The organism is Paraglaciecola psychrophila 170 (assembly GCF_000347635.1).
GTDB classification, from domain to species: Bacteria; Pseudomonadota; Gammaproteobacteria; order Enterobacterales; family Alteromonadaceae; genus Paraglaciecola; species Paraglaciecola psychrophila.
Window position 1 is genome coordinate 1,434,325 of record NC_020514.1, and the last position, 19,050, is coordinate 1,453,374.

The following is a 19,050-nucleotide window of genomic DNA, read 5'->3' on the forward strand; positions in this document are numbered from 1 at the left end:
AGTTACATGGCTGCAAAGTAGTTGGCAGCTAATGAGGTTAAAATGAATAAGCCTGAAAATAGGTTCCGAGTCACACCAGTCACTCTTGCCGTGCTTGCTTCGTTAACACTGTCGCAAATCGCGTTAGGCCAAGAAGGGCAAGAAAACCCAAATGAAGGCGATGTGCTTGATGAGGTTGTGACAACAGGAACACGCTTAAAAGGTACGGCTACGGCTGTTATAGAGGAACGAAAAAATCAGGCGTTTGTAGCTGATATATTAGGCGCTGAACAAATATCTAGAACGGGTGATAGTGATGCGGCATCAGCTTTACGTCGTGTTACTGGTTTAACGTTAGTTGATGGTAAATTTATTTACGTACGAGGCTTAGGAGAGAGATACTCGAGCACTCAGTTAAATGGGGCGGCAGTACCTAGTCCTGATCCTACCCGTAATGTTATTCCATTGGATTTATTCCCTTCAGACATTATAGAAAGTTTATCTGTCCAAAAAGCGTTTTCACCTTCTATGCCAGCCTCTTTTGGCGGTGGTAATGTGAATATTCGCCTGAAAACTATTCCAGAAAACTTTTTGTTTAATATGTCAGGTAATGTAGGTTACAACACCGAAAATTCAGGCGATGCTTTTTCTTATAATGGTGGTAGTCAGGATTGGCTTGGTCAGGATGACGGCACAAGAGCAGTACCTAACTCGATACAGACTCGTTGGGATAATAAACAATTTTTAGATAATTTAGATGAAGACGTGGCCTTATCTTTATTAAAGGATGTGAATAGAGACTATGATCCCTTATTGAAAAGTGTTGGCCCAGATGCTGGTTTTGGTTTTTCTCTGGGTAATAGTGTTGATCTAAACGAAAACTGGCGTATCGGCTTTTTATGGACAACCAGCTACGACAACGAAACTACGGTGTCTGAAGAGTATGAGTTAGAGCAGGCAGACCGTGTTGGAGATTCCATAAACATCGTGCGTTTCTTTGATGATATATCCGTCACTGAAACGACTGTTAAATGGTCAAACATGCTTAATTTAGGTGTTGATTTTAATCGAAATCATCGTATCGATTATAGTTTGATTTTACTCAGCGATACCAGTGATGAGATCAGTGAAAGTTTTGGTAATACAGAAAACTTGAATCTTTCAGAAGGCTTGCGTATCCGCGACATTGATGTGGAATATGAAGAAAGAAAAATGTATACCAACCAAATACGCGGTATGCATACTTTCCCGTCACTTAACTTTGCAGGGCTGGATTGGAAGTATTCATTAGGCCGCTCTCTTCGAGACGCCCCTGGAAATGTAGAAGCACGTTTTGTGTTAGCGGATGCCAATGAAGATGGGTTTTTCGATACACAAAATGAAAGCTCATTGAATAACTCGACTACTGCTGCTCGTTATACGTTTCAAAATCTACATGACCGTTTAGAAAACTATGGATATAACTTTACCTATCCTGTTTCTTTAAAAAATTGGGAAATTGAAATTAAGGTGGGTGGTGACTTTCTCACAAAAACACGTAGCTCAGAAAGCCGAACATTTGATATTAATACCCGAGCATTTTCAGATAGTACAGATTTAGTGGGTAGTTCATTCTTTTCTATATTAAGTGATGAGGTATTGGCAGATACGAGTCATTTCAACACCACCGCTATTGTTCGTGATACCACTATTGCGGGCGATGATTATGTTGCTGCGCAAAAAGTCGATGCCTATTATCTGGAAGCAGACTTATTTTACAAAGGAAAATGGCGTGTTAGCGGCGGTGCTAGATTTGAAGATTTTCGGCAAGTGGTGGCACCTTTTGATCCAAGAACGAATCAAATCGACTTACCAGATGATGCAGATCGCGGCCAACTAGCATTTCAGGAAGATGATTTCTATCCAGCGTTAGCTTTTACATACATTAAAGATGACTCAATGCAGTTTAGAGCCAGTGTTGGTCAAACCGTTGTTCGACCTGATTTACGTGAGGTGTCGTCATCAACCTTTATTGACCCTCTCACCGGTTTCCCCACCTCTGGTACTCCTGGCATCGATACAACATCAATATTAAATTACGATTTACGTTGGGAGTGGTATCGCGAAGCGGGTAATAACATTTCTATTGGTTTGTTTTATAAAGATATGGATGCGCCTATAGAGTCAGTGCAATCACCAGCGCAAGATGGCCCTCCACTCATAAAAATTGCGAATGCAGAAACAGGGGAGTTATACGGTTTAGAATTTGAATTCCTTCAGGGCTTAGAATCTTTTGGTGATGGTGTTTGGGATAATATATTTTTATCCGGTAATTTGACTATTAGTGATTCAGAGATAACCTTAGATCGCCAAAATATTGTTGATCAAACAGGGTTGTCTGCGGCTGTGACTAATCTAACTCGTCGCTTAACTGGTCATTCTCAATATGTGGCAAATATGCAAGCGGGTTATGATTCAGCCAACGGAGAACATTCCTTATCTGTTGTTTACAATGTATTTGGTGAGCGAATACTTATACCGGGTATAGATGGTTTTGATGATAGTTATGAACAACCATTTCATTCTTTGGATACTGTCTATAAATATTATCCGAATTTTAATACTACCTTGACCTTTAAGGTGCAAAACCTTTTAGGTGAAAACAAAAAGTTAGAATTTGAAGATGTACTGCTGCGTTCTCAAACGAGAGGAACAAAAGTGAGTTTATCTTTGAAATACGATTTTTAGGTTATTCATCTTTCTATCAGAGGGTCACTTCATGTGGCCCTTTTATTTATATTGAATGACCATTTTTTAATATTAATTTGTAAAAAACATTTAGATAAATACTATAGGTCTTCAGTTAAATTTCCTCCCTTCATACGGCCTCAGGCCAACTATAACAAGGCATTCACAGCTCTTAATCAAAGATTAAATTAAAGGCAGATTATGTGACCATGGTTGTTGTCATTTTAGCGTCATTTATCTGTAATATTTATGTCACATACACACCTTATCCTCTGCGCAGTTTTTAAATAGCAGTAAATCACTGTTATGCAATTTAAAGGTTTGAGGTATGACACAACTGACCAAGTTATCTGCAGCATTTTTAGCCATATTTATGACGGCTGGAAGTAGCGTTGCTCAGGAAGAAAAGGCGCTTGAGCCTGCAGTTAAGAAAGCGACTGAAATCAACCAGTCTGCAGCAAAATCTCAACAAAAAATTAATAACATCACAGACCAAATTGATAATAAATTACAGCAATTTAAAGCCATCAATAAAGAAACCACTGGTTTGGATGTATACAACGGTCAGTTGCAAAAACAAATTGATAATCAAATGCAGGAAATGGATGACTTAAATGCATCCATTGATGGCGTGAGTATTATCGAACGTCAAATTACCCCGCTTATGATGCGCATGATCACTGGACTTGTACAGTTTGTAGAATTGGACGTGCCTTTTCTTGCCGAAGAAAGAAACAATCGTGTTGTTGAATTACAAGCCATGATGGACAGAGCCGATATTGCGCCGTCAGAAAAGTTTCGCCGCGTGATGGAAGCGTACCAAGTTGAAATGGACTACGGACGTACTCTAGAAGCCTACAGTGGTTTACATACTATTGATGGGCAAGAGCGTGATGTTGATTTTTTGCGGGTGGGACGTACTGCACTGATTTATCAAACCCGTGATGCTAGCTTACAAGGTACCTGGAATAAACAAACTCGTCAGTGGGAAGCCTTGTCTTCGAGCTATCGTACCCAAGTGACTAAGGGTTTACGTATGGCTAAGAAACAACTCGCACCAGACCTTCTAATGCTACCTATATCGATGACGGATTAAGGGCGTGATAAACATGAAAAAAATCCTAAAAAATTTACTATTAATAACTAGTATTAGTTTCACTTCGAACTTAGTTGTGGCACAAGAAGATAAAGCGCTTAATTTGGACGCTTTGTTAAAACAGCTTGAACAAGGCCAGTTTCAGCAAAACAAACAAAATGTTCAACGTGAGAAAGAGTTTGCCGACAAACGTTCTGAGCAAGACCAAATGTTAAGTCAAGCCAAACAGACTCGTGATGCAGCTTTAGCTACTTCTGAATCAATGGAAACCCAGTTCGAAGAAAACGAGTTTAAATTAGCTGACTTAAATGAAGCCATGAACAAACGTTTAGGCTCGTTAAAAGAGTTGTTTGGGGTATTGCAGCAAGTATCAGGTGATACCAAAAGTAAATTTCAAAACTCGATTATTTCTGCACAAATCCCTGGTCGTGCGGAGTTTTTAGATAACTTAGCCCAATCAATGGGATCCTCTTCAAAGCTGGCTTCTATCGAAGAAATTGAGCGCGTTTGGTTTGAAATGCAGCGTGAAATGACTGAGTCAGGAAAAGTGACCACATTTACAACCGACGTCATCGAAGCCGGTGGTAATAAGGTTAGCAAAGAGGTATTACGTGTTGGACCTTTTGCTTTGGCTGCTGATGGTAAATACCTCGATTACAACGGCACCACAGGTTCGGTTGCTGAGCTTGTGCGTCAACCTGCAGGTCGTTATGGCGACAGTGCTGCCGAATTACAACAATCATCAGGTAATTTAATTGAGTTTGGTTTAGACCCAACCGGTGGTTCAATTCTTAAATTATTAGTGCAAGCGCCTAGCCTCAAAGAGCGTGTAGAGCAAGGTGGAACCGTGGGTTACATCATCTTAGCTGTGGGCCTGGTTGGTTTGTTGATTGCCGTCTGGCGCTTTATTGCCTTGTTCATTGAGGGCGCTAAAGTTAACCGTCAGCTTAAATCAGCAACGTTCAAAGATAACAATTCTCTTGGCCGTGTGATGAAAGCCAAAGACGATTACCCAGAAGCCGATACCGAAGCTCTAGAGCTACACCTTACTGAAGCGATTTTAGGTGAAGTGCCTAAGTTAGGTCGGTCTCTGAGCATTATTAAAGTGATTTCAGTTGTGGCACCTTTGATGGGACTACTCGGAACCGTTTCGGGCATGATCAACACCTTCCAAGCAATCACTTTGTTCGGTACCGGTGACCCCAAATTGATGGCCGGTGGTATTTCAACCGCATTGGTGACAACTGTATTAGGTTTGGTTGTGGCCATTCCAATGACGCTTTTATACGCCATATTGAATACACGCAGCAAAAGCATTGTTTATATATTGCAAGAGCAAGCGGCGGGTGTGATTGCCGAACGTGCTGAAGCTCATTGTACTGCAGTTGCTAGCGCTGCGGCCAATAAAAGCCACAAAGCTTAATTTATTATGATTGAAATCCTTGAAACGATTCGCGATTTTACTGAAACCGGTGGGCAAGTCCTGCTGATTATCGGTGGACTGATTTTTGTTATGTGGTTAATGATTTTAGAGCGCGCCATGTATGTATTTGTCACGCACAAACAATACAAAAATGCGGTGATTGTTAAGTGGAAAGCCAGACAAGAACGTTCGTCTTGGAACGCTGAACAAATTCGCCAGGCGATGATTTCTCGGGTGTCGTTAAAACTAGGCACTGGAGTTCCAATTATCCAATCATTGGTGGCTTTATGTCCATTGTTGGGGTTGATGGGTACGGTTACGGGCATGATTGAAGTTTTTGATGTGATGGCGATATCAGGCTCGGGCAACGCTCGTTCTATGGCTTCTGGAGTGTCAAAAGCCACTATCCCTACTATGGCAGGAATGGTCGGTGCTTTGTCAGGTGTTTTCGCATCAACATGGCTAGCAAGAACAGCAAAAAAAGAAAGAGCAAATTTAGAAGATTCGCTGCGTATGGAACGTAAAATTTAGCCCTGTGTAATGGCATTTTCCACAGCACCGCAAATTGTAAGTAACAAGAGATTAATATGAAACAGCATTTTCAAAATTTGATGGACGAAGAAGAAGCAACGATTGATATGACACCTATGCTTGACGTCGTTTTTATTATGCTGATCTTCTTTATTGTGACTGCGTCTTTTGTTAAAGAAGCCGGTATTGATGTGAATCGCCCAGAAGCTGCTACTGCAGTTAAGAAAGACCGCGCCAATATCTTGGTGGCTATCAGTGAAAAGGGTGAAATTTGGATCAATAAACGCAAAGTGGATGTGCGTGCAGTACAAGCCAATATCGAACGTTTATATGCTGAAAATCCACAAGGTACTGTGGTTATTCAGGCGGATAGAAAAGCCACTACCGACGTCTTAATTAAAGTAATGGATGCATCACGTGCAGCAGGCATTGAAGACGTGTCTATTGCGGCTCAGGAGCCTTAAGTTTCCATGACTAAGAGCATGTCGCAGACTAATTCAAAGACAATGATGCCGCAGACGTTATTAAGAATAGCCCTCGCAGTCTTCTTTGCCGCGGTTGTCACTTTAGGGTTGTTCTTTTTGATGCAGTCATTAATTCAAAGTGGTGGCAGTGCATTAACTGATGCGCCCAAAGGTAGTGTGCTGGATTTTGTGCGTGTGAAGAAAGAAGAAGCGGTTCAAAAGAAAGACAGAAAACCTAAGAAACCACCCAAGCCAGAACAACCGCCACCGGATATGGCGCCACCACAAATGGATGCACCTAGCCCAGAAAGTACCACCAGTGGCATGGACTTTGGTGCTGATTTAGCCGCTGAATTATCCCTTGAAGGTGGATTAGCTTTGGAGTCGGGTGACGGTGAGTTTTTACCCATAGTGCGTGTTGCTGCTGTCTATCCAAGAAGGGCTTTGCAGCGTGGCATTGAAGGCTATGTGGATATTGAATTTACTGTATCCAAATTAGGTTCGGTAACCAATCCAAAGGTGATACAGGCATCGCCAGAAGGCATTTTTGAGCAAGCGGCATTGGATGCTACTTTAAAATATAAATACAAACCGCGCGTCGTAAATGGCGAACCCATGGCAGTATCTGGTGTGGAAGTGCGGGTTAAATTCGAACTTGGGGGCTAAAATGGCGATCAATAAATTAATACTTAAATTAGCAACACTACTCTTAATGACTTCGGTGCTGTCGTCTGGTGTGCAAGTCAGTGTTGTTAACGCGCAAGAAGTTGAAGTAGAGCGTAAAACTAAACGTGTGCCTACTTTGCGTTCTAAGGTGTACGACCAATTGTCTCGCGCCCAAGGCTTGGCCGATGCGGGTAATCAAGCAGAGGCCTTTGTTATATTGGATAATGTTAAGTCTAAAGCCAGTTCAATGAACAGTTATGAACTCGCCATGATGTTTAATTTTTATGCTTTTATTCATTACGAAGCTGAAAACTACGACCAAGCGATCGCCGCGTTTGAAAACGTAGTACAACAACAACCCATTCCAGAAACCTTTGAACAGGCAACGTTGTTTAGCCTAGCTCAATTACATATGATGCGTGGCAACTACGACAAAACTATTGCAAACATCGAGCGATGGGAAGACATTCAAAAGACCTTGTATCCATCTAAAGACATCCCCGCTAAAAAATTTGGTATTAAAAGCTCAAGCTATGTATCAAAAGCAAGATTATGCTACAGCATCTAAGTATATTAACGCGGCTGTTCTGCAAATTGAAACCAACGACTTGGGTTTCCAAGTAGACGAGCAGTGGTATGTATTACAACGAGCTGTTTATTTTGAACTTAAACAGCCTGAAAACGTTAAAAATGTTTTGCTTAAGTTAGTTAAAAATTTCGAAGCACCTAAATATTGGTTACAACTTGCTGGAATGTATGGCGAGCTTGAGCAAGAAGAAAAACAACTGGCTGTAATGGAAATTGCTGAGCAAAAAAGTTTTATCGCCACTGGCTCAGATATGTTCAATTTGGCACAACTTTACTATTATCATCAAATGCCTTACAAAGCTGCAGCTATCATGCAAAAAGCCATAGATGTGAGTAAGTTACCAGAAAATGAGCGCAACCTAACGTTTTTAGCCCAGTCTTGGAATCTTGCTAAAGAAACTGAAAAGGCGATTCCCGTGATGTTAGCGGCGGCTAAGTTATCTGAAACTGGTGAGTTATATGCTCAACTTGGCCAAATGTACCTAAATATGGACCAGTGGACACAAGCGATCGCTGCTTCACAACAAGCCATTGAAAAAGGCGGTTTACGGAATGAAGGTATGTCGCATCTGGTGATTGGTCTGGCCCAGTTTAATGTGGGTGAATATAACGAGGCTTTAACCCAACTTGCAAAAGCCCAAGAATTCGATAGCAGTCGCGGTATGGCTCAACAATGGTCGAAATTTGTTGAAGGCGAAAGAAATCAGATTGCTACTTATGCTTCAGTAGGAAGCTGAATAGACAAGTAGACAATGAGAATTCTAAAAGCGCCAATATGGCGTTTTTTTTGTTTGTTCAGCATAGCTGGCAAATCTGCTCAGTTGAAAAGAGGTATAAGAAATAAAATACCAACCGTTGCTGGTGTAAATTCATTCTGTAGCAACAGTGCTTTGGACCGCTGAAGTAAGTGTTTAAGATAGCGCTCCGCTGGCCCACCATAGAGTGCTTACCAAGTTTATAGCCGCGTATTGTTAATACAATACGCGGCTTTTTATGTTTAGGGATTGAGAATGATAATTAGAATAGTAGCGTTAATGTTGTTCATTACAACCGTCATGGCTGATATCTCAGTTTCAGTTAACAAGTGGCTTGCAAGACTGTTATTTATTATGAAGCGACTTAACTACTATGGCACTTTTATTATCTTTAAAATTAATCTAAAATACAAATATCAATCGTTTTTATAGATGGTAAAATATGAAGTGGCCTAATCTCAAACACCTTCACTACTTAGTTGTATTACATAAAGAACAGCATTTCCACCGTGCAGCCCAGCACTGTCATGTCAGTCAGTCAACACTCAGCACCGCAATTCAGAACCTTGAAGAGCAGTTTGGATCCCAGCTTTTAGAGCGGGATCATAAAACCTTTGTGTTTACGCCTTTTGGTTTAGAGTTGGTTGAGCGCAGCAAAGCCTTACTAACCGATGCCCACGAACTGGTAGATTTCGCACAAAGCGCAGGTAATTGGCAAGCAGGGAAACTTAAAATTGGAGTTATTCCTACCATCGCTCCTTTTATTTTTGAGGGGCTGATTGGTAAAGTTAAGCAACATCTTCCCGACATCACGCTGCAGCTACAAGAAGACACTACGGCTAATTTGTTAACTCAGTTAAATGAAGGGGCCTTAGACTTACTTATTTTAGCTTTACCGATGGATACACCTGGTTGTAAACAATTGGTATTAGGTCATGATCCCTTTCATTTAATCGCCCATAGTGATTTGGTTGAAACCTTACCCGTGCCGCTTAATATGTCGGATTTACCGAAGGAAAGTATTTTTCTATTGCATCAAGAACATTGCATGACAGGACACGCTGTTAGCGCTTGTGGTTTAAAACATCGGGAACAAGTGAGTTCATTGGCGGCCAGCAGTTTGTATACCTTAGTACAACTTGCCAATAGCAAATTGGGTTTCACTTTTATGCCTGAGTTGGCGATTCAAAATCATATATTAAGCACCACTCCTTTAGTTTCGATGCCTGCTGAAGATATGGCTTATCGAGAAATCGGTATGGTGTGGCGCAGCGGTACAACGCGAGTCAGATTGTTTCGTCATTTGGCTGAATTATTGGCTCCGTTAACACCTATTCCTACCTTAACCCGTTAGTTTCAATATTTTGTATAAAAGCACATATAAAATAATATTTAAAAGGAAACTTTTTTACTTTGTCCTTCGACTATGGTTTTGAATGGGAACACACCCGGCAGGGAACAAAAAAATGTTTGAGAAAACTGACGAAGAACTTATTGCAAAAGCTTTACATAGCATTAAACAAACTTGGCTGAATTTGCTGAACTGATTAAGTATGTGAATGAACAGCGTAGTGACGATCAACTTTTTTATGTATATCAACTAAATAAATTACAACAAGATATCTGTGCCCAGCCTGAGCTAATGGGTAGCGGCAACATTAAGGAGTGAAGAAGTAATCATGACGTTATCAATTAAAAACTTTAATGACATTAGCCTTTAGTAGTTTAGCGATTAGTCTGTTACAAGTTAAAAGTGATCAAACCAATATAAAAGAAGTGCGTAATGAAGTTGGTATTATGCTGAATATATTGTAAACATCGTTGAAACAACAAACGTTAAATAAAAATATTCGTTTTCGCGCCGAAGCCGCTTTTTATCTGGCAGGTTAAGGTGTGGTATTTCAAATAGACAGTGATCGACACGGAGGTCGTAGGCATGGTGGCAATTTCTTTGGATTAGACTTAGAAAGCTTGAACGGTCTTATTAATAGTCTTCCTGTCACCCCTAATTATAATAGTCGTAATGTAAAAATTAACGTAGATGAAAATGAAATTGAAAAAATGGTCATAGATTTTGTAGAGCATGGTGAACATTATGATGATGAACTCAGTGATAAAATACGTGATTTAACCGGGGAACAACGAGAATTAAGCTGGGAGAAAAGAGAATACGAATGTTCTCGTCGCGACTTAGAGTTTGAAAAGCGTAATGCTGATGTCGATCGTCATAAAAATATAGACAACCGTTTGGTTGAATTTAATAAAGGAATGGCAAAACTTGAAGTCAAAATAGCTGGTTTAGAAAAGTTTCGTAAAGAGTTAGGAACTGAGCGTAATCAAGAAATGGCGAAACGCCAAGCGGCTAAGAAAAAATTACATAACGGATCACTGGCATTATTTGAAGACACTATCGGTAACATGTTGTACAGCGAATGTGCGGGGCTGCGTTCTTTATCTGATGACGAAAATATTACTTCCTTATTATCTGATTTTGTTGATGCAGATAAAGATAGTGTCATTGGCTCTTATGATAAAATGTACGTGTTTAAACATAAATATGCGAAATCCTGTGTCACAGGGAAATCAAACAAAACACTCTGTTAAATGCGTCAAAGACTTGCCTATTTCAAGTCGGCAGGAAACTTATTAAACTAAAAAGTCAGCTTCAAGCTGACTTTTTTATTACAAACCGATAAGCTTGCTAGATCTCAGCTACATAGATCTTAATCATATGTAGCCTAATATATTTTAGTTAGGACTTTACATGACATCTCCTGTAGTGATTAGCGGTTCTGGTTTATGGAAACCCGCCCACAGTATTAGTAATGAAGAGCTGGTTATGGCATACAACGCATATGCCGATCAGTTTAACCATCAACATCTAAAAGAAATTGAAGACGGTGAACTTAAGCCTAAGCCACTTTCAAGTGCTGAGTTTATTGAAAAAGCTTCAGGTATCAAGAGTCGCTACGTCTACGTAAAAGAGGGTGTTTTAGATATTGATCGAATGCGACCAGATATTCCTGAGCGTCCGGAAAATGAATTATCTGATCAAGCTGAAATGGCAATCTATGCGGCCAAAGACGCATTAAAATCGGCTAATAAAACCCCTGAAGACATTGACGTTGTGATTGTGGCGTGTGCTTATACGCAGCGCTCTTACCCTGCGTTGGCAATTGAAGTGCAAGGTGCTTTGGGTATTAAAGGTTTTGCTTTTGATATGTTAGTAGCTTGCTCTGCAGCTACATTTGCCTTGCATCGTGCCTACGAAATGATTGCTGCCGGTACAGCCAAGGCAGTGCTAGTGATTAATCCAGAATTAACCTCGCCACAAGTGAATTATTGTGATCGTGATAGCCATTTTATTTTTGGTGATGTGGCCACGGCAATGATCGTTGAAAATGCCGATACTGCAGCTTCAGAGCATATCTTCGAAATTATGAGCACCAAAGCTGTTACTCAGTACTCAAACAATATCCGCTCAAATTTTGGTTATGTTAGCCGTGCTAATGACACCGACCCGTTTGCAGAAGATAAACTTTTTCATCAAGAAGGGCGCAAGGTGTTTAAAGAAGTGTGCCCTATGGCCGTGGAGCATATATCTGAGCATTTAGCCCGTCATGAGCTGAGTTCTGAAAATGTTTCAAGATGGTGGTTACATCAAGCCAATATCAATATGAATACGTTGATAAGTCGCAAATTGCTTGGGAAACAGCCGACCTTAGAAGAAGCTCCCATCGTATTGGATACTTATGCTAATACTGCTTCTGCAGGCTCAATCATCGCGTTTTATTTGTATCACAAAGACTTGCAATCAGGTGACATCGGTTTGCTTTGTTCGTTTGGGGCAGGGTATTCGATCGGTAGTTTAATATTAAAAAAACTATGAAGGCTTAACTCACAATGATCGCAACTGTTGGTTATGCAATCAGTGCAATTGGTTATGCCTTTCTTTTACTGCTGTTGTTAACAGTTCGCAAATCAGGATTAGCAAAGTATCTGTTAATTCTCGCCACCAGTGCGACGTGTTTATGGTCTATCGCACCGTTCCTTTTTGCCCCACTACCTGTCGAAAAGCTGTTGCTTTTCGACAATATTAAAAGCCTCTTTTGGTTACTCTTTTTAGCTTCATGCTTAAGAGATAACTTTACTAATATTGTTGAAGTATTAAGTCGAAAACAAACTTGGTTTATATTAGTTTTACCGATTACCGCTATTGCACTGCCTTACCTTGGTATGGACAAAGAATCGTGGAGGTTTTTGCTCCAGACTGTGATTGCCTTGCAAGTACTGGTGTTACTTGAAGTCATATATCGTCAGGCGGGTGAGAATAGGTGGGCTTTAAAACCCTTAATAATCTATTTAGCGGTTATCAGCGTCTTTGAATTTGTTACCTTTGCGAATGCTTTAATGGTGGACCAGATTAACATTAATTACATTGCTGCAAGGGGGTATGTCTATTCTGCTCTTATACCCTTACTGGTCTTAGCGATAAGGCGAGTTAAAAACTGGGGAGTCGAAATATATATATCCCGAGAGATAGTGATGCACAGCACACTTTTGATGGTAGCTGGCGTTTATCTATTTGTGATGGCGATGTTGGGTTACGCGGTTAATTACTTTGGTGGTCAATGGGGGGCTGCCATTCAGGCAGTGCTTATCGTTCTGTCTTTGTCTCTTTTAGTGACGTTATTTCTTTCTTTGAGTTTTCGGACTAAGATCAAGGTTTTTATAATCAAGCACTTTTTTGCTAATCAATTTGATTACAGGCATGAATGGCTCAAGCTTACACATTGCTTAAATACCAGCGAGTCAGATGGGAATGTTTACGGCACAGCTTTACGAGGGTTAATTCAGGCCATCGATTACCAAACCGGGTGTTTGATTCAAAGCCAAAATGGGGAATTGAAGGTATTGGCAGATATCGATAAACCTACTTTGAACGATGATGAACAAACTGTTTTGTTGCAATTTTCAGCCTTTTTCACGTCTAAAAATTGGATAATCGATATTGAAGAACTTAGAACAAAGCCTTATGTGTATGAAGGGCTAAAGGTTAATCACGGCCTGTTAAATAGCGTTTCTTTCCAGCTGGTGACCCCTATTTATAATGAAGAAGAATTCTGGGGCATGGCCGTTATGCAGGGTTCTGATAACACCAGTAAAAAACTTAATTGGGAATTAAGAGATTATTTGACCGCTGTGAACGCACAAATTTCGAATTTTTTGTTTCATCATCAAGCAGCACAGGAGTTGGCTGAAAATGCACAATTTGCGGCATTCACACGAATGTCTGCGTTTATTGTACACGACTTAAAAAACGTAGCGGCGCAAATTGACCTGATTTTATCTAATGCGGAGCAACATAAAGATAACCCAGAGTTTATTGCTGATACTTTTGAAACCTTGCACCATACCAAAGCTAGAATGGATAAGATGCTGCATCAGTTGTCAGAAAAAAATGCCTCACAAGGTGGAGCTGACAGCTTAGTCATTTTATCAGAGTGTGTTACCCGTGTGGTTGGACAAAGGTGTGCATCCTATTTACCCACACCTAGTGTGATCGTCAGAAGTGAAACCCCTGTGGTTTTAGATAAAGATAAGTTAAGTAACGTTATTTACCATCTTGTTAGCAATGCACAACAAGCTACCAGCGATGATGGAAAAGTAGATGTTGAAATAGAGTTATCTGACGATGAAAGGTATATGTTAATCAATATTGTGGACACAGGCAGCGGTATGAGCGAAGATTTTATTCGCACACGTTTATTTAAACCTTTTGATACTACAAAAGGTAATGCAGGAATGGGTATTGGGGCATTTGATGCAAAAGCTTACCTAGAGAGAATTGGTGGCCAGTTACTTGTGCAAAGTAGGGCAAAGCAAGGTACGATTTTCACATTAAGAATTCCTACAGACTAGGGTAAATACAAAGGATATTGAGACATGGATAAGATTTTAGTCGTCGATGACGATTTAGGGATACAAAAACAATTAAAGTGGAGTTTTTCAGGCTACGACGTTATTTTTGCCGAAGATCGCACCTCAGCAATTGCACAGTTGAGGCGTTTTGAACCTAAGGTTGTGACCCTAGATTTAGGCCTACCACCCGACCCAAGTAATGCGACTGAAGGGTTAGCCACCCTGGAAGAAATCTTGGCCTTAGCGCCACAGACAAAAGTCATAGTAGTCACCGGTAATAATGACAAAAAAAATGCGTTGAAGGCCGTAAATTTAGGTGCCTATGACTTTTACCAAAAACCAATCGACTCAGATACCATTCAAATTTTAGTCAGCCGCGCCATTAATCTGTTTAATTTAGAAATGGAAAACCGCCATTTGGCAGAAGTGGCGCCTTCGATGGACAAAATCATTGGTCAAAGTGAAGGGCTCTTAGCGGCGAGCAGAAAAGCCGAGCGTATCGCGCAAACTGATATTAGTACCTTATTACTCGGTGAAAGTGGCACCGGTAAAGAGGTGTTTGCCCGAAGTATTCATGAACATAGCCTACGTAAAGATAAAGCTTTTGTTGCCATTAACTGTGCCTCCATACCAGAAAACTTATTAGAAAGTGAACTGTTTGGTTATGAAAAAGGCGCATTCACTGGTGCCAATAAAACCACTCCAGGAAAAATAGAAACAGCGCAAAACGGTACTTTGTTTTTAGATGAAATTGGCGATATGCCGATTGGTTTGCAAGCCAAAATGCTGCGCTTCTTGCAAGAACGAGTGATTGAGCGAGTGGGCGGACGCTCAGAAATACCAGTGAACATTCGGGTCATTTGTGCTACTCATAGAGATATTCCGTCGATGGTGGCAGAGCAAACTTTTCGTGAAGATTTATTCTATCGAGTGGGTGAAATCAGTATTATTATCCCTCCTTTGAAAGATCGTGATAATGATGTGGTGCTATTGGCTAAGACTTTTTTGGTGCAATATAATGAAGAATTTAAAACCAAGATTAAGGGGTTCAGTGGTTCAGCCATCAAAGCCATGAGACAACATAAATGGCCGGGTAATATTCGAGAACTTCAAAATAAACTTAAATCAGCGGTGATCATGGCTGAGGGCACCCATATTCAGGCAGAGGATTTGAGTTTGTTGGTGCGTGATGAGGGACCTGGTATTGACACGCTTAATTTACGAGAAGTCAGAGAGCAGGCTGAAAGTCGGGCAATACGTAATGCGTTTTTGGTAGCAGAACATAATATGTCCAAAACGGCTGAACTTCTAGGCGTAACTCGGCCTACTTTATATTCTCTGATTGAAAAATATCATTTAGAAGATGTTAAAATTGGCAGCTAACAATGTTGATTCAAGTGGGGTGATTTTATAATGTCGAGAAATGACGTTATTAACTCAGGGTTGGCTTTTATTACCCTTATTGTCTTTTGGTTTTTGGGATATGGGTTAAGTCAATATGTTGATCTGCCCGCTGCATTATTGGGGTTGCTGTTATTATTCATTGGGCTGATTTGTTTGGGGCGGGTTCCCAAAGCCTTAGAATATGTGAGTCAATTTTGCTTAAGACACCTATCTTTATTTTTTATTCCTGCTTTGGTTGCCGCGTGGTTTTATGCTGAGCAATTAGGTGATAATTTTTGGCTTTTTTTGTTTGCTGTTATGCTCAGTACTTTTGTTAGTCTATGGCTAACATCTTGGCTAGGGCAACGTTTTTTTGGAGATAATACTAAATCAGTCAGTCAAGATGATGACGATTAACACCATGGATTGGCAATCCATTTTACAGCTAATTTCCTTAAACCAATTCTTGTGGGTAATGATTACAATAGTTGTGTATCTGCTGGCAGTGTCGATTTTTAAACGTTTCGCTTACAATATATTGTTTCATCCTATATTGGTCGGCGCAATTCTGATCGGTGGTATAAGTGTTGTGAGTCAGACATCTGTACTCGACTATCAACTTTATGTTACTCCAATAAGCTGGATGCTTGGACCCGTAACAGTGGCATTGGCCATACCTTTGTATAAACAAATTAGACTGATATTTGCTGCAGGCCTCAAGGGCATGATGGTGATTGTTATCGGTGGATGTGTTGCTCCTCTTATTGCGGTTGGCTGGTTAAGCTTGTTTGATTTTTCAGAGCCTGTGAGATTGTCAGTGCTGACCAAGTCTATAACGACACCTCTAGCAATGGACACCACCAACATGATTGGTGGGTTACCCGAACTTGCTGCTGCTGTTGTAGTGATTACGGGGATTCTAGGGGTGATGTTCAGCCAATTTATTTTTAAGCTAACTCTTTGCCACGATCCGCGCGCTCAAGGCCTGGCTTTAGGAACGGTATCCCATGCTATTGGTACTGCCAGAGCCCATCAGATAGATGCCAAAGCGGGGGCTTTTTCAACTATGGCGTTATGTGTTAATGGTATACTCACCGCCATTATTTTGCCGTTCGTATTTATGATATTTGGTTGAATGAGATACTTGCCAAATTAATGTCGTCCGACTGGTACAGTATCTGCACAGTGTTACCTAATATATTGCTTTAGAAGATAAATGTTTGTTCACTACCATGACTATCCAGCATCACTTTTTAACTATTTTGTGTCTCGCCCTTTTTTAATCGGGTGTTCTGGAAGTGCGCTCGACAGTGATACTGACGCGTCTAATCCAAAGGTACTAGTGAATGCTGGTGCCGACCGAACGGTTGATGAGCAAACAATTGTCATCTTAAGTGCACAAGCGAGTGGTCAAACAGATGCTTTGACATATGCATGGAGAGCATCGCCTGACATTACTATTACTCTAGATGATGCAAGTTTAAGCACTGCAACTTTTACCGCGGCGGTTACTACCGAGATATTGACTTATACCTTCACGGTTGATGTAACGGATGCAAGTGTTAACCGCGGGAATGATTCTGTTGTTTATCGCATTAACCCGATCAACATCACCCCAAGAGCTTTAATACAAGTGAGTCAATTCGAAGAGCTAGCACGCAACCAGTTCCCAGCGGGTTACGAAGTCGTTTTAGATGCAACGATGAGTTCAGATACTGATAGCTTAGATATAAACAATCCCATAGCGGCATATTTATGGCAACAAACTGCCGGTGAATCCGTATTAACCGGTATTAGTTTACAAGGCTGCAGTTTAGCTTTTACCACACCGATACTCGTTGCCGCCAATTCAGTGTCTTTTTCTCTGACAGTTACCGACCAAGAGGGAGCAGAAGATGTTGCATCCGTGACTCTGAATATACAAAGTGCAGCTAATACGTTACCTGAGGTGAATGCTGGTATCAGTCATCAAGTATTTACAGGGGAGAGCATTAACCTAAATGGTATTGCTAGCAGCACCATTGCAGCGTCCAGACCTTTAGTGTTTTCATAGCTGAATGACTCCGAAAGAGATCCACAGATTGAAAACTCCAACGCACTACAAACAGTCGCCATTGCTCCCGCTGTGACAAAAACTGAAACGGTTACTTTTACATTAAGAGCACAAGATGCGCAGGGAAATACTGCTGACGATAGCCTTACGGTAACTATAAAACCGCTGCCTATTCAACCGCTCAATGATACTAGGGTTATTTTACAAGCAACCAGTTCACAGATACTCAGCGGTTATCAAGCTAACTAGCCTGGGCAAGATGGTCAACGTGGTCAATATATTATTCATGCAAACGGTTTGTCTGAAAAAGTGGGGAGGGGCGCGCAAGGTTTCGACTTTACGCGATTAGATGAAATTGACGATGAAGTGGACGATGACACTGCTGCTTGGAGCTGCGTGCGAGATAACATTACGGGCTTAATCTGGGAGTCCAAAACCGATACCTTCACTTCAACGTTACACAGCAATAGCCAAAGTTATTCATGGTATCAAAGTGACGGTGAAGAAGGTTTTGATGGTGATACAAATGGTGTTAACACTAGCTGTTATATCAACAACTGCAACACTAAAGATTATATCGCTGAGGTTAACTCTCAAGGTTTGTGTAACTTTAGAGATTGGCGTTTGCCCACACACAACGAATTGTTATCTATATTACATCCTGGACAATCCGCAGCTCCTATGATTGATACCGATTATTTTCCACATACTATCGACGCATTAACTGCACCCGTTTGGTATTGGACACAAGATGCCAGTGCCGATGGCTTTAGCAATCAACGGGCTCAAAATGCGTGGGCCATTGATTTTGCCTCAGGCAATGATAACTTTTTAAACAAATCCACCGCTGGCAGAGTGCGACTAGTCAGGGCATGGCGATAATATGAGGTTGGTTTTATGCGGTTGATGTTATGAGAGCATTATGTTTTTTGTTTTTTCGTATGCTTTTTGGCTAGCCGCCAAACTTTGATGTAACCTTAAAAGCAGATGAATTTATAGATAACGGTGACGGCACTGCAACTGATTCATTATTGGGACTCGTATGGATGCGCTGTAGTCTTGGTCAAATGAAACGTGTACGGGTAGTGCGAGTGAATTAACATGGCAATAAGCGTTACAAGCAGCTCACGGCTACGAATTTGCTGAACAAGCGGGTTGGCGCGTGCCAAATATGAAAGAGTTAGCCAGTTTAACCGAGCGTAGTTGTGCGCGCCCAGCCATCAACGAATTCTTTTTTCCAAATACTTCCTCTGACGATTATTGGACATCCACACCTTCTGTTATTAATCCTGAACGCGCTTGGGTGATTGCTTTTTTCAACAGCAGTAACACTCTTAAAGATAAACGCTTATTTGTTTTTACGCGCTTGGTGCGAACTGCTGATTAACCTAAGTTTTACCTGTCCTATCTGATCTTATATTGCATTTTTTTTGTTTAAAGGCACACTAACACCGGTCTTATAA

At 40.8% G+C, this 19,050-nt stretch carries 18 protein-coding genes and 1 pseudogene; all 19 read left to right on the forward strand.

Translation table 11 applies throughout. From position 1 onward, the window contains the following. Nucleotides 1-42: 42 nt before the first annotated feature. The gene (locus C427_RS06205; RefSeq protein ID WP_007642134.1) at nucleotides 43-2,706 is read left to right on the forward strand and encodes a TonB-dependent receptor domain-containing protein; all 2,664 of its coding nucleotides are present in this window, start codon (nucleotides 43-45) and stop codon (nucleotides 2,704-2,706) included. A gap of 328 nt (nucleotides 2,707-3,034) precedes the next feature. Beyond that, nucleotides 3,035-3,802, forward strand: a complete 768-nt coding sequence (locus C427_RS06210) for a DUF3450 domain-containing protein (RefSeq protein ID WP_007642137.1) — start codon at nucleotides 3,035-3,037, stop codon at nucleotides 3,800-3,802. A gap of 13 nt (nucleotides 3,803-3,815) precedes the next feature. Continuing rightward, complete coding sequence (locus C427_RS06215; RefSeq protein WP_007642139.1) at nucleotides 3,816-5,225, forward strand: MotA/TolQ/ExbB proton channel family protein; 1,410 nt, start codon at nucleotides 3,816-3,818, stop codon at nucleotides 5,223-5,225. A gap of 6 nt (nucleotides 5,226-5,231) precedes the next feature. After that, nucleotides 5,232-5,756: a MotA/TolQ/ExbB proton channel family protein gene (locus C427_RS06220; RefSeq protein ID WP_007642141.1), complete on the forward strand. Its 525-nt coding sequence runs from the start codon at nucleotides 5,232-5,234 to the stop codon at nucleotides 5,754-5,756. 56 nt (nucleotides 5,757-5,812) lie between these two features. Continuing rightward, entirely contained in the window at nucleotides 5,813-6,220 is a 408-nt protein-coding gene (locus C427_RS06225; protein ID WP_007642143.1) for an ExbD/TolR family protein, read from the forward strand. A gap of 120 nt (nucleotides 6,221-6,340) precedes the next feature. Next, nucleotides 6,341-6,886, forward strand: coding sequence for an energy transducer TonB (locus C427_RS06230; RefSeq protein WP_007642145.1), 546 nt, complete (start codon nucleotides 6,341-6,343; stop codon nucleotides 6,884-6,886). Between the two features lies 1 nt (nucleotide 6,887). Beyond that, nucleotides 6,888-8,211: pseudogene (locus C427_RS28755) on the forward strand (tetratricopeptide repeat protein). A 460-nt stretch (nucleotides 8,212-8,671) separates the two neighbouring features. Further along, nucleotides 8,672-9,583 (forward strand): hydrogen peroxide-inducible genes activator, encoded by a 912-nt coding sequence (locus C427_RS06240; RefSeq protein WP_007642148.1) that lies wholly within the window; start codon nucleotides 8,672-8,674, stop codon nucleotides 9,581-9,583. A gap of 171 nt (nucleotides 9,584-9,754) precedes the next feature. After that, nucleotides 9,755-9,898, forward strand: a complete 144-nt coding sequence (locus C427_RS26270) for a hypothetical protein (protein ID WP_007642149.1) — start codon at nucleotides 9,755-9,757, stop codon at nucleotides 9,896-9,898. A 224-nt stretch (nucleotides 9,899-10,122) separates the two neighbouring features. Then, nucleotides 10,123-10,833: a hypothetical protein gene (locus C427_RS06245; RefSeq protein WP_007642151.1), complete on the forward strand. Its 711-nt coding sequence runs from the start codon at nucleotides 10,123-10,125 to the stop codon at nucleotides 10,831-10,833. A gap of 160 nt (nucleotides 10,834-10,993) precedes the next feature. Continuing rightward, nucleotides 10,994-12,118 (forward strand): beta-ketoacyl-ACP synthase III, encoded by a 1,125-nt coding sequence (locus C427_RS06250; protein WP_007642153.1) that lies wholly within the window; start codon nucleotides 10,994-10,996, stop codon nucleotides 12,116-12,118. Between the two features lie 14 nt (nucleotides 12,119-12,132). Continuing rightward, on the forward strand, nucleotides 12,133-14,151 hold the full coding sequence (prsK, locus tag C427_RS06255) for an XrtA/PEP-CTERM system histidine kinase PrsK (RefSeq protein WP_007642154.1): 2,019 nt from the start codon (nucleotides 12,133-12,135) through the stop codon (nucleotides 14,149-14,151). Between the two features lie 24 nt (nucleotides 14,152-14,175). After that, complete coding sequence (prsR, locus tag C427_RS06260) at nucleotides 14,176-15,534, forward strand: PEP-CTERM-box response regulator transcription factor (RefSeq protein WP_007642155.1); 1,359 nt, start codon at nucleotides 14,176-14,178, stop codon at nucleotides 15,532-15,534. A 30-nt stretch (nucleotides 15,535-15,564) separates the two neighbouring features. Beyond that, nucleotides 15,565-15,951 (forward strand): CidA/LrgA family protein, encoded by a 387-nt coding sequence (locus C427_RS06265; protein ID WP_007642156.1) that lies wholly within the window; start codon nucleotides 15,565-15,567, stop codon nucleotides 15,949-15,951. After that, nucleotides 15,908-16,669: an LrgB family protein gene (locus tag C427_RS06270; protein ID WP_148285890.1), complete on the forward strand. Its 762-nt coding sequence runs from the start codon at nucleotides 15,908-15,910 to the stop codon at nucleotides 16,667-16,669. The genes C427_RS06265 and C427_RS06270 overlap by 44 nt, the downstream gene beginning before the upstream one ends. Before the next feature lie 81 nt (nucleotides 16,670-16,750). Then, nucleotides 16,751-17,587: a PKD domain-containing protein gene (locus C427_RS27185; protein WP_015430579.1), complete on the forward strand. Its 837-nt coding sequence runs from the start codon at nucleotides 16,751-16,753 to the stop codon at nucleotides 17,585-17,587. A 72-nt stretch (nucleotides 17,588-17,659) separates the two neighbouring features. After that, nucleotides 17,660-17,836 (forward strand): hypothetical protein, encoded by a 177-nt coding sequence (locus C427_RS27190; RefSeq protein WP_007642158.1) that lies wholly within the window; start codon nucleotides 17,660-17,662, stop codon nucleotides 17,834-17,836. A 48-nt stretch (nucleotides 17,837-17,884) separates the two neighbouring features. Beyond that, nucleotides 17,885-18,469: an Lcl C-terminal domain-containing protein gene (locus C427_RS27195; RefSeq protein WP_015430580.1), complete on the forward strand. Its 585-nt coding sequence runs from the start codon at nucleotides 17,885-17,887 to the stop codon at nucleotides 18,467-18,469. 289 nt (nucleotides 18,470-18,758) lie between these two features. Then, complete coding sequence (locus C427_RS28760) at nucleotides 18,759-18,974, forward strand: Lcl C-terminal domain-containing protein (RefSeq protein WP_007642159.1); 216 nt, start codon at nucleotides 18,759-18,761, stop codon at nucleotides 18,972-18,974. The last annotated feature ends 76 nt before the right edge of the window (nucleotides 18,975-19,050 follow it).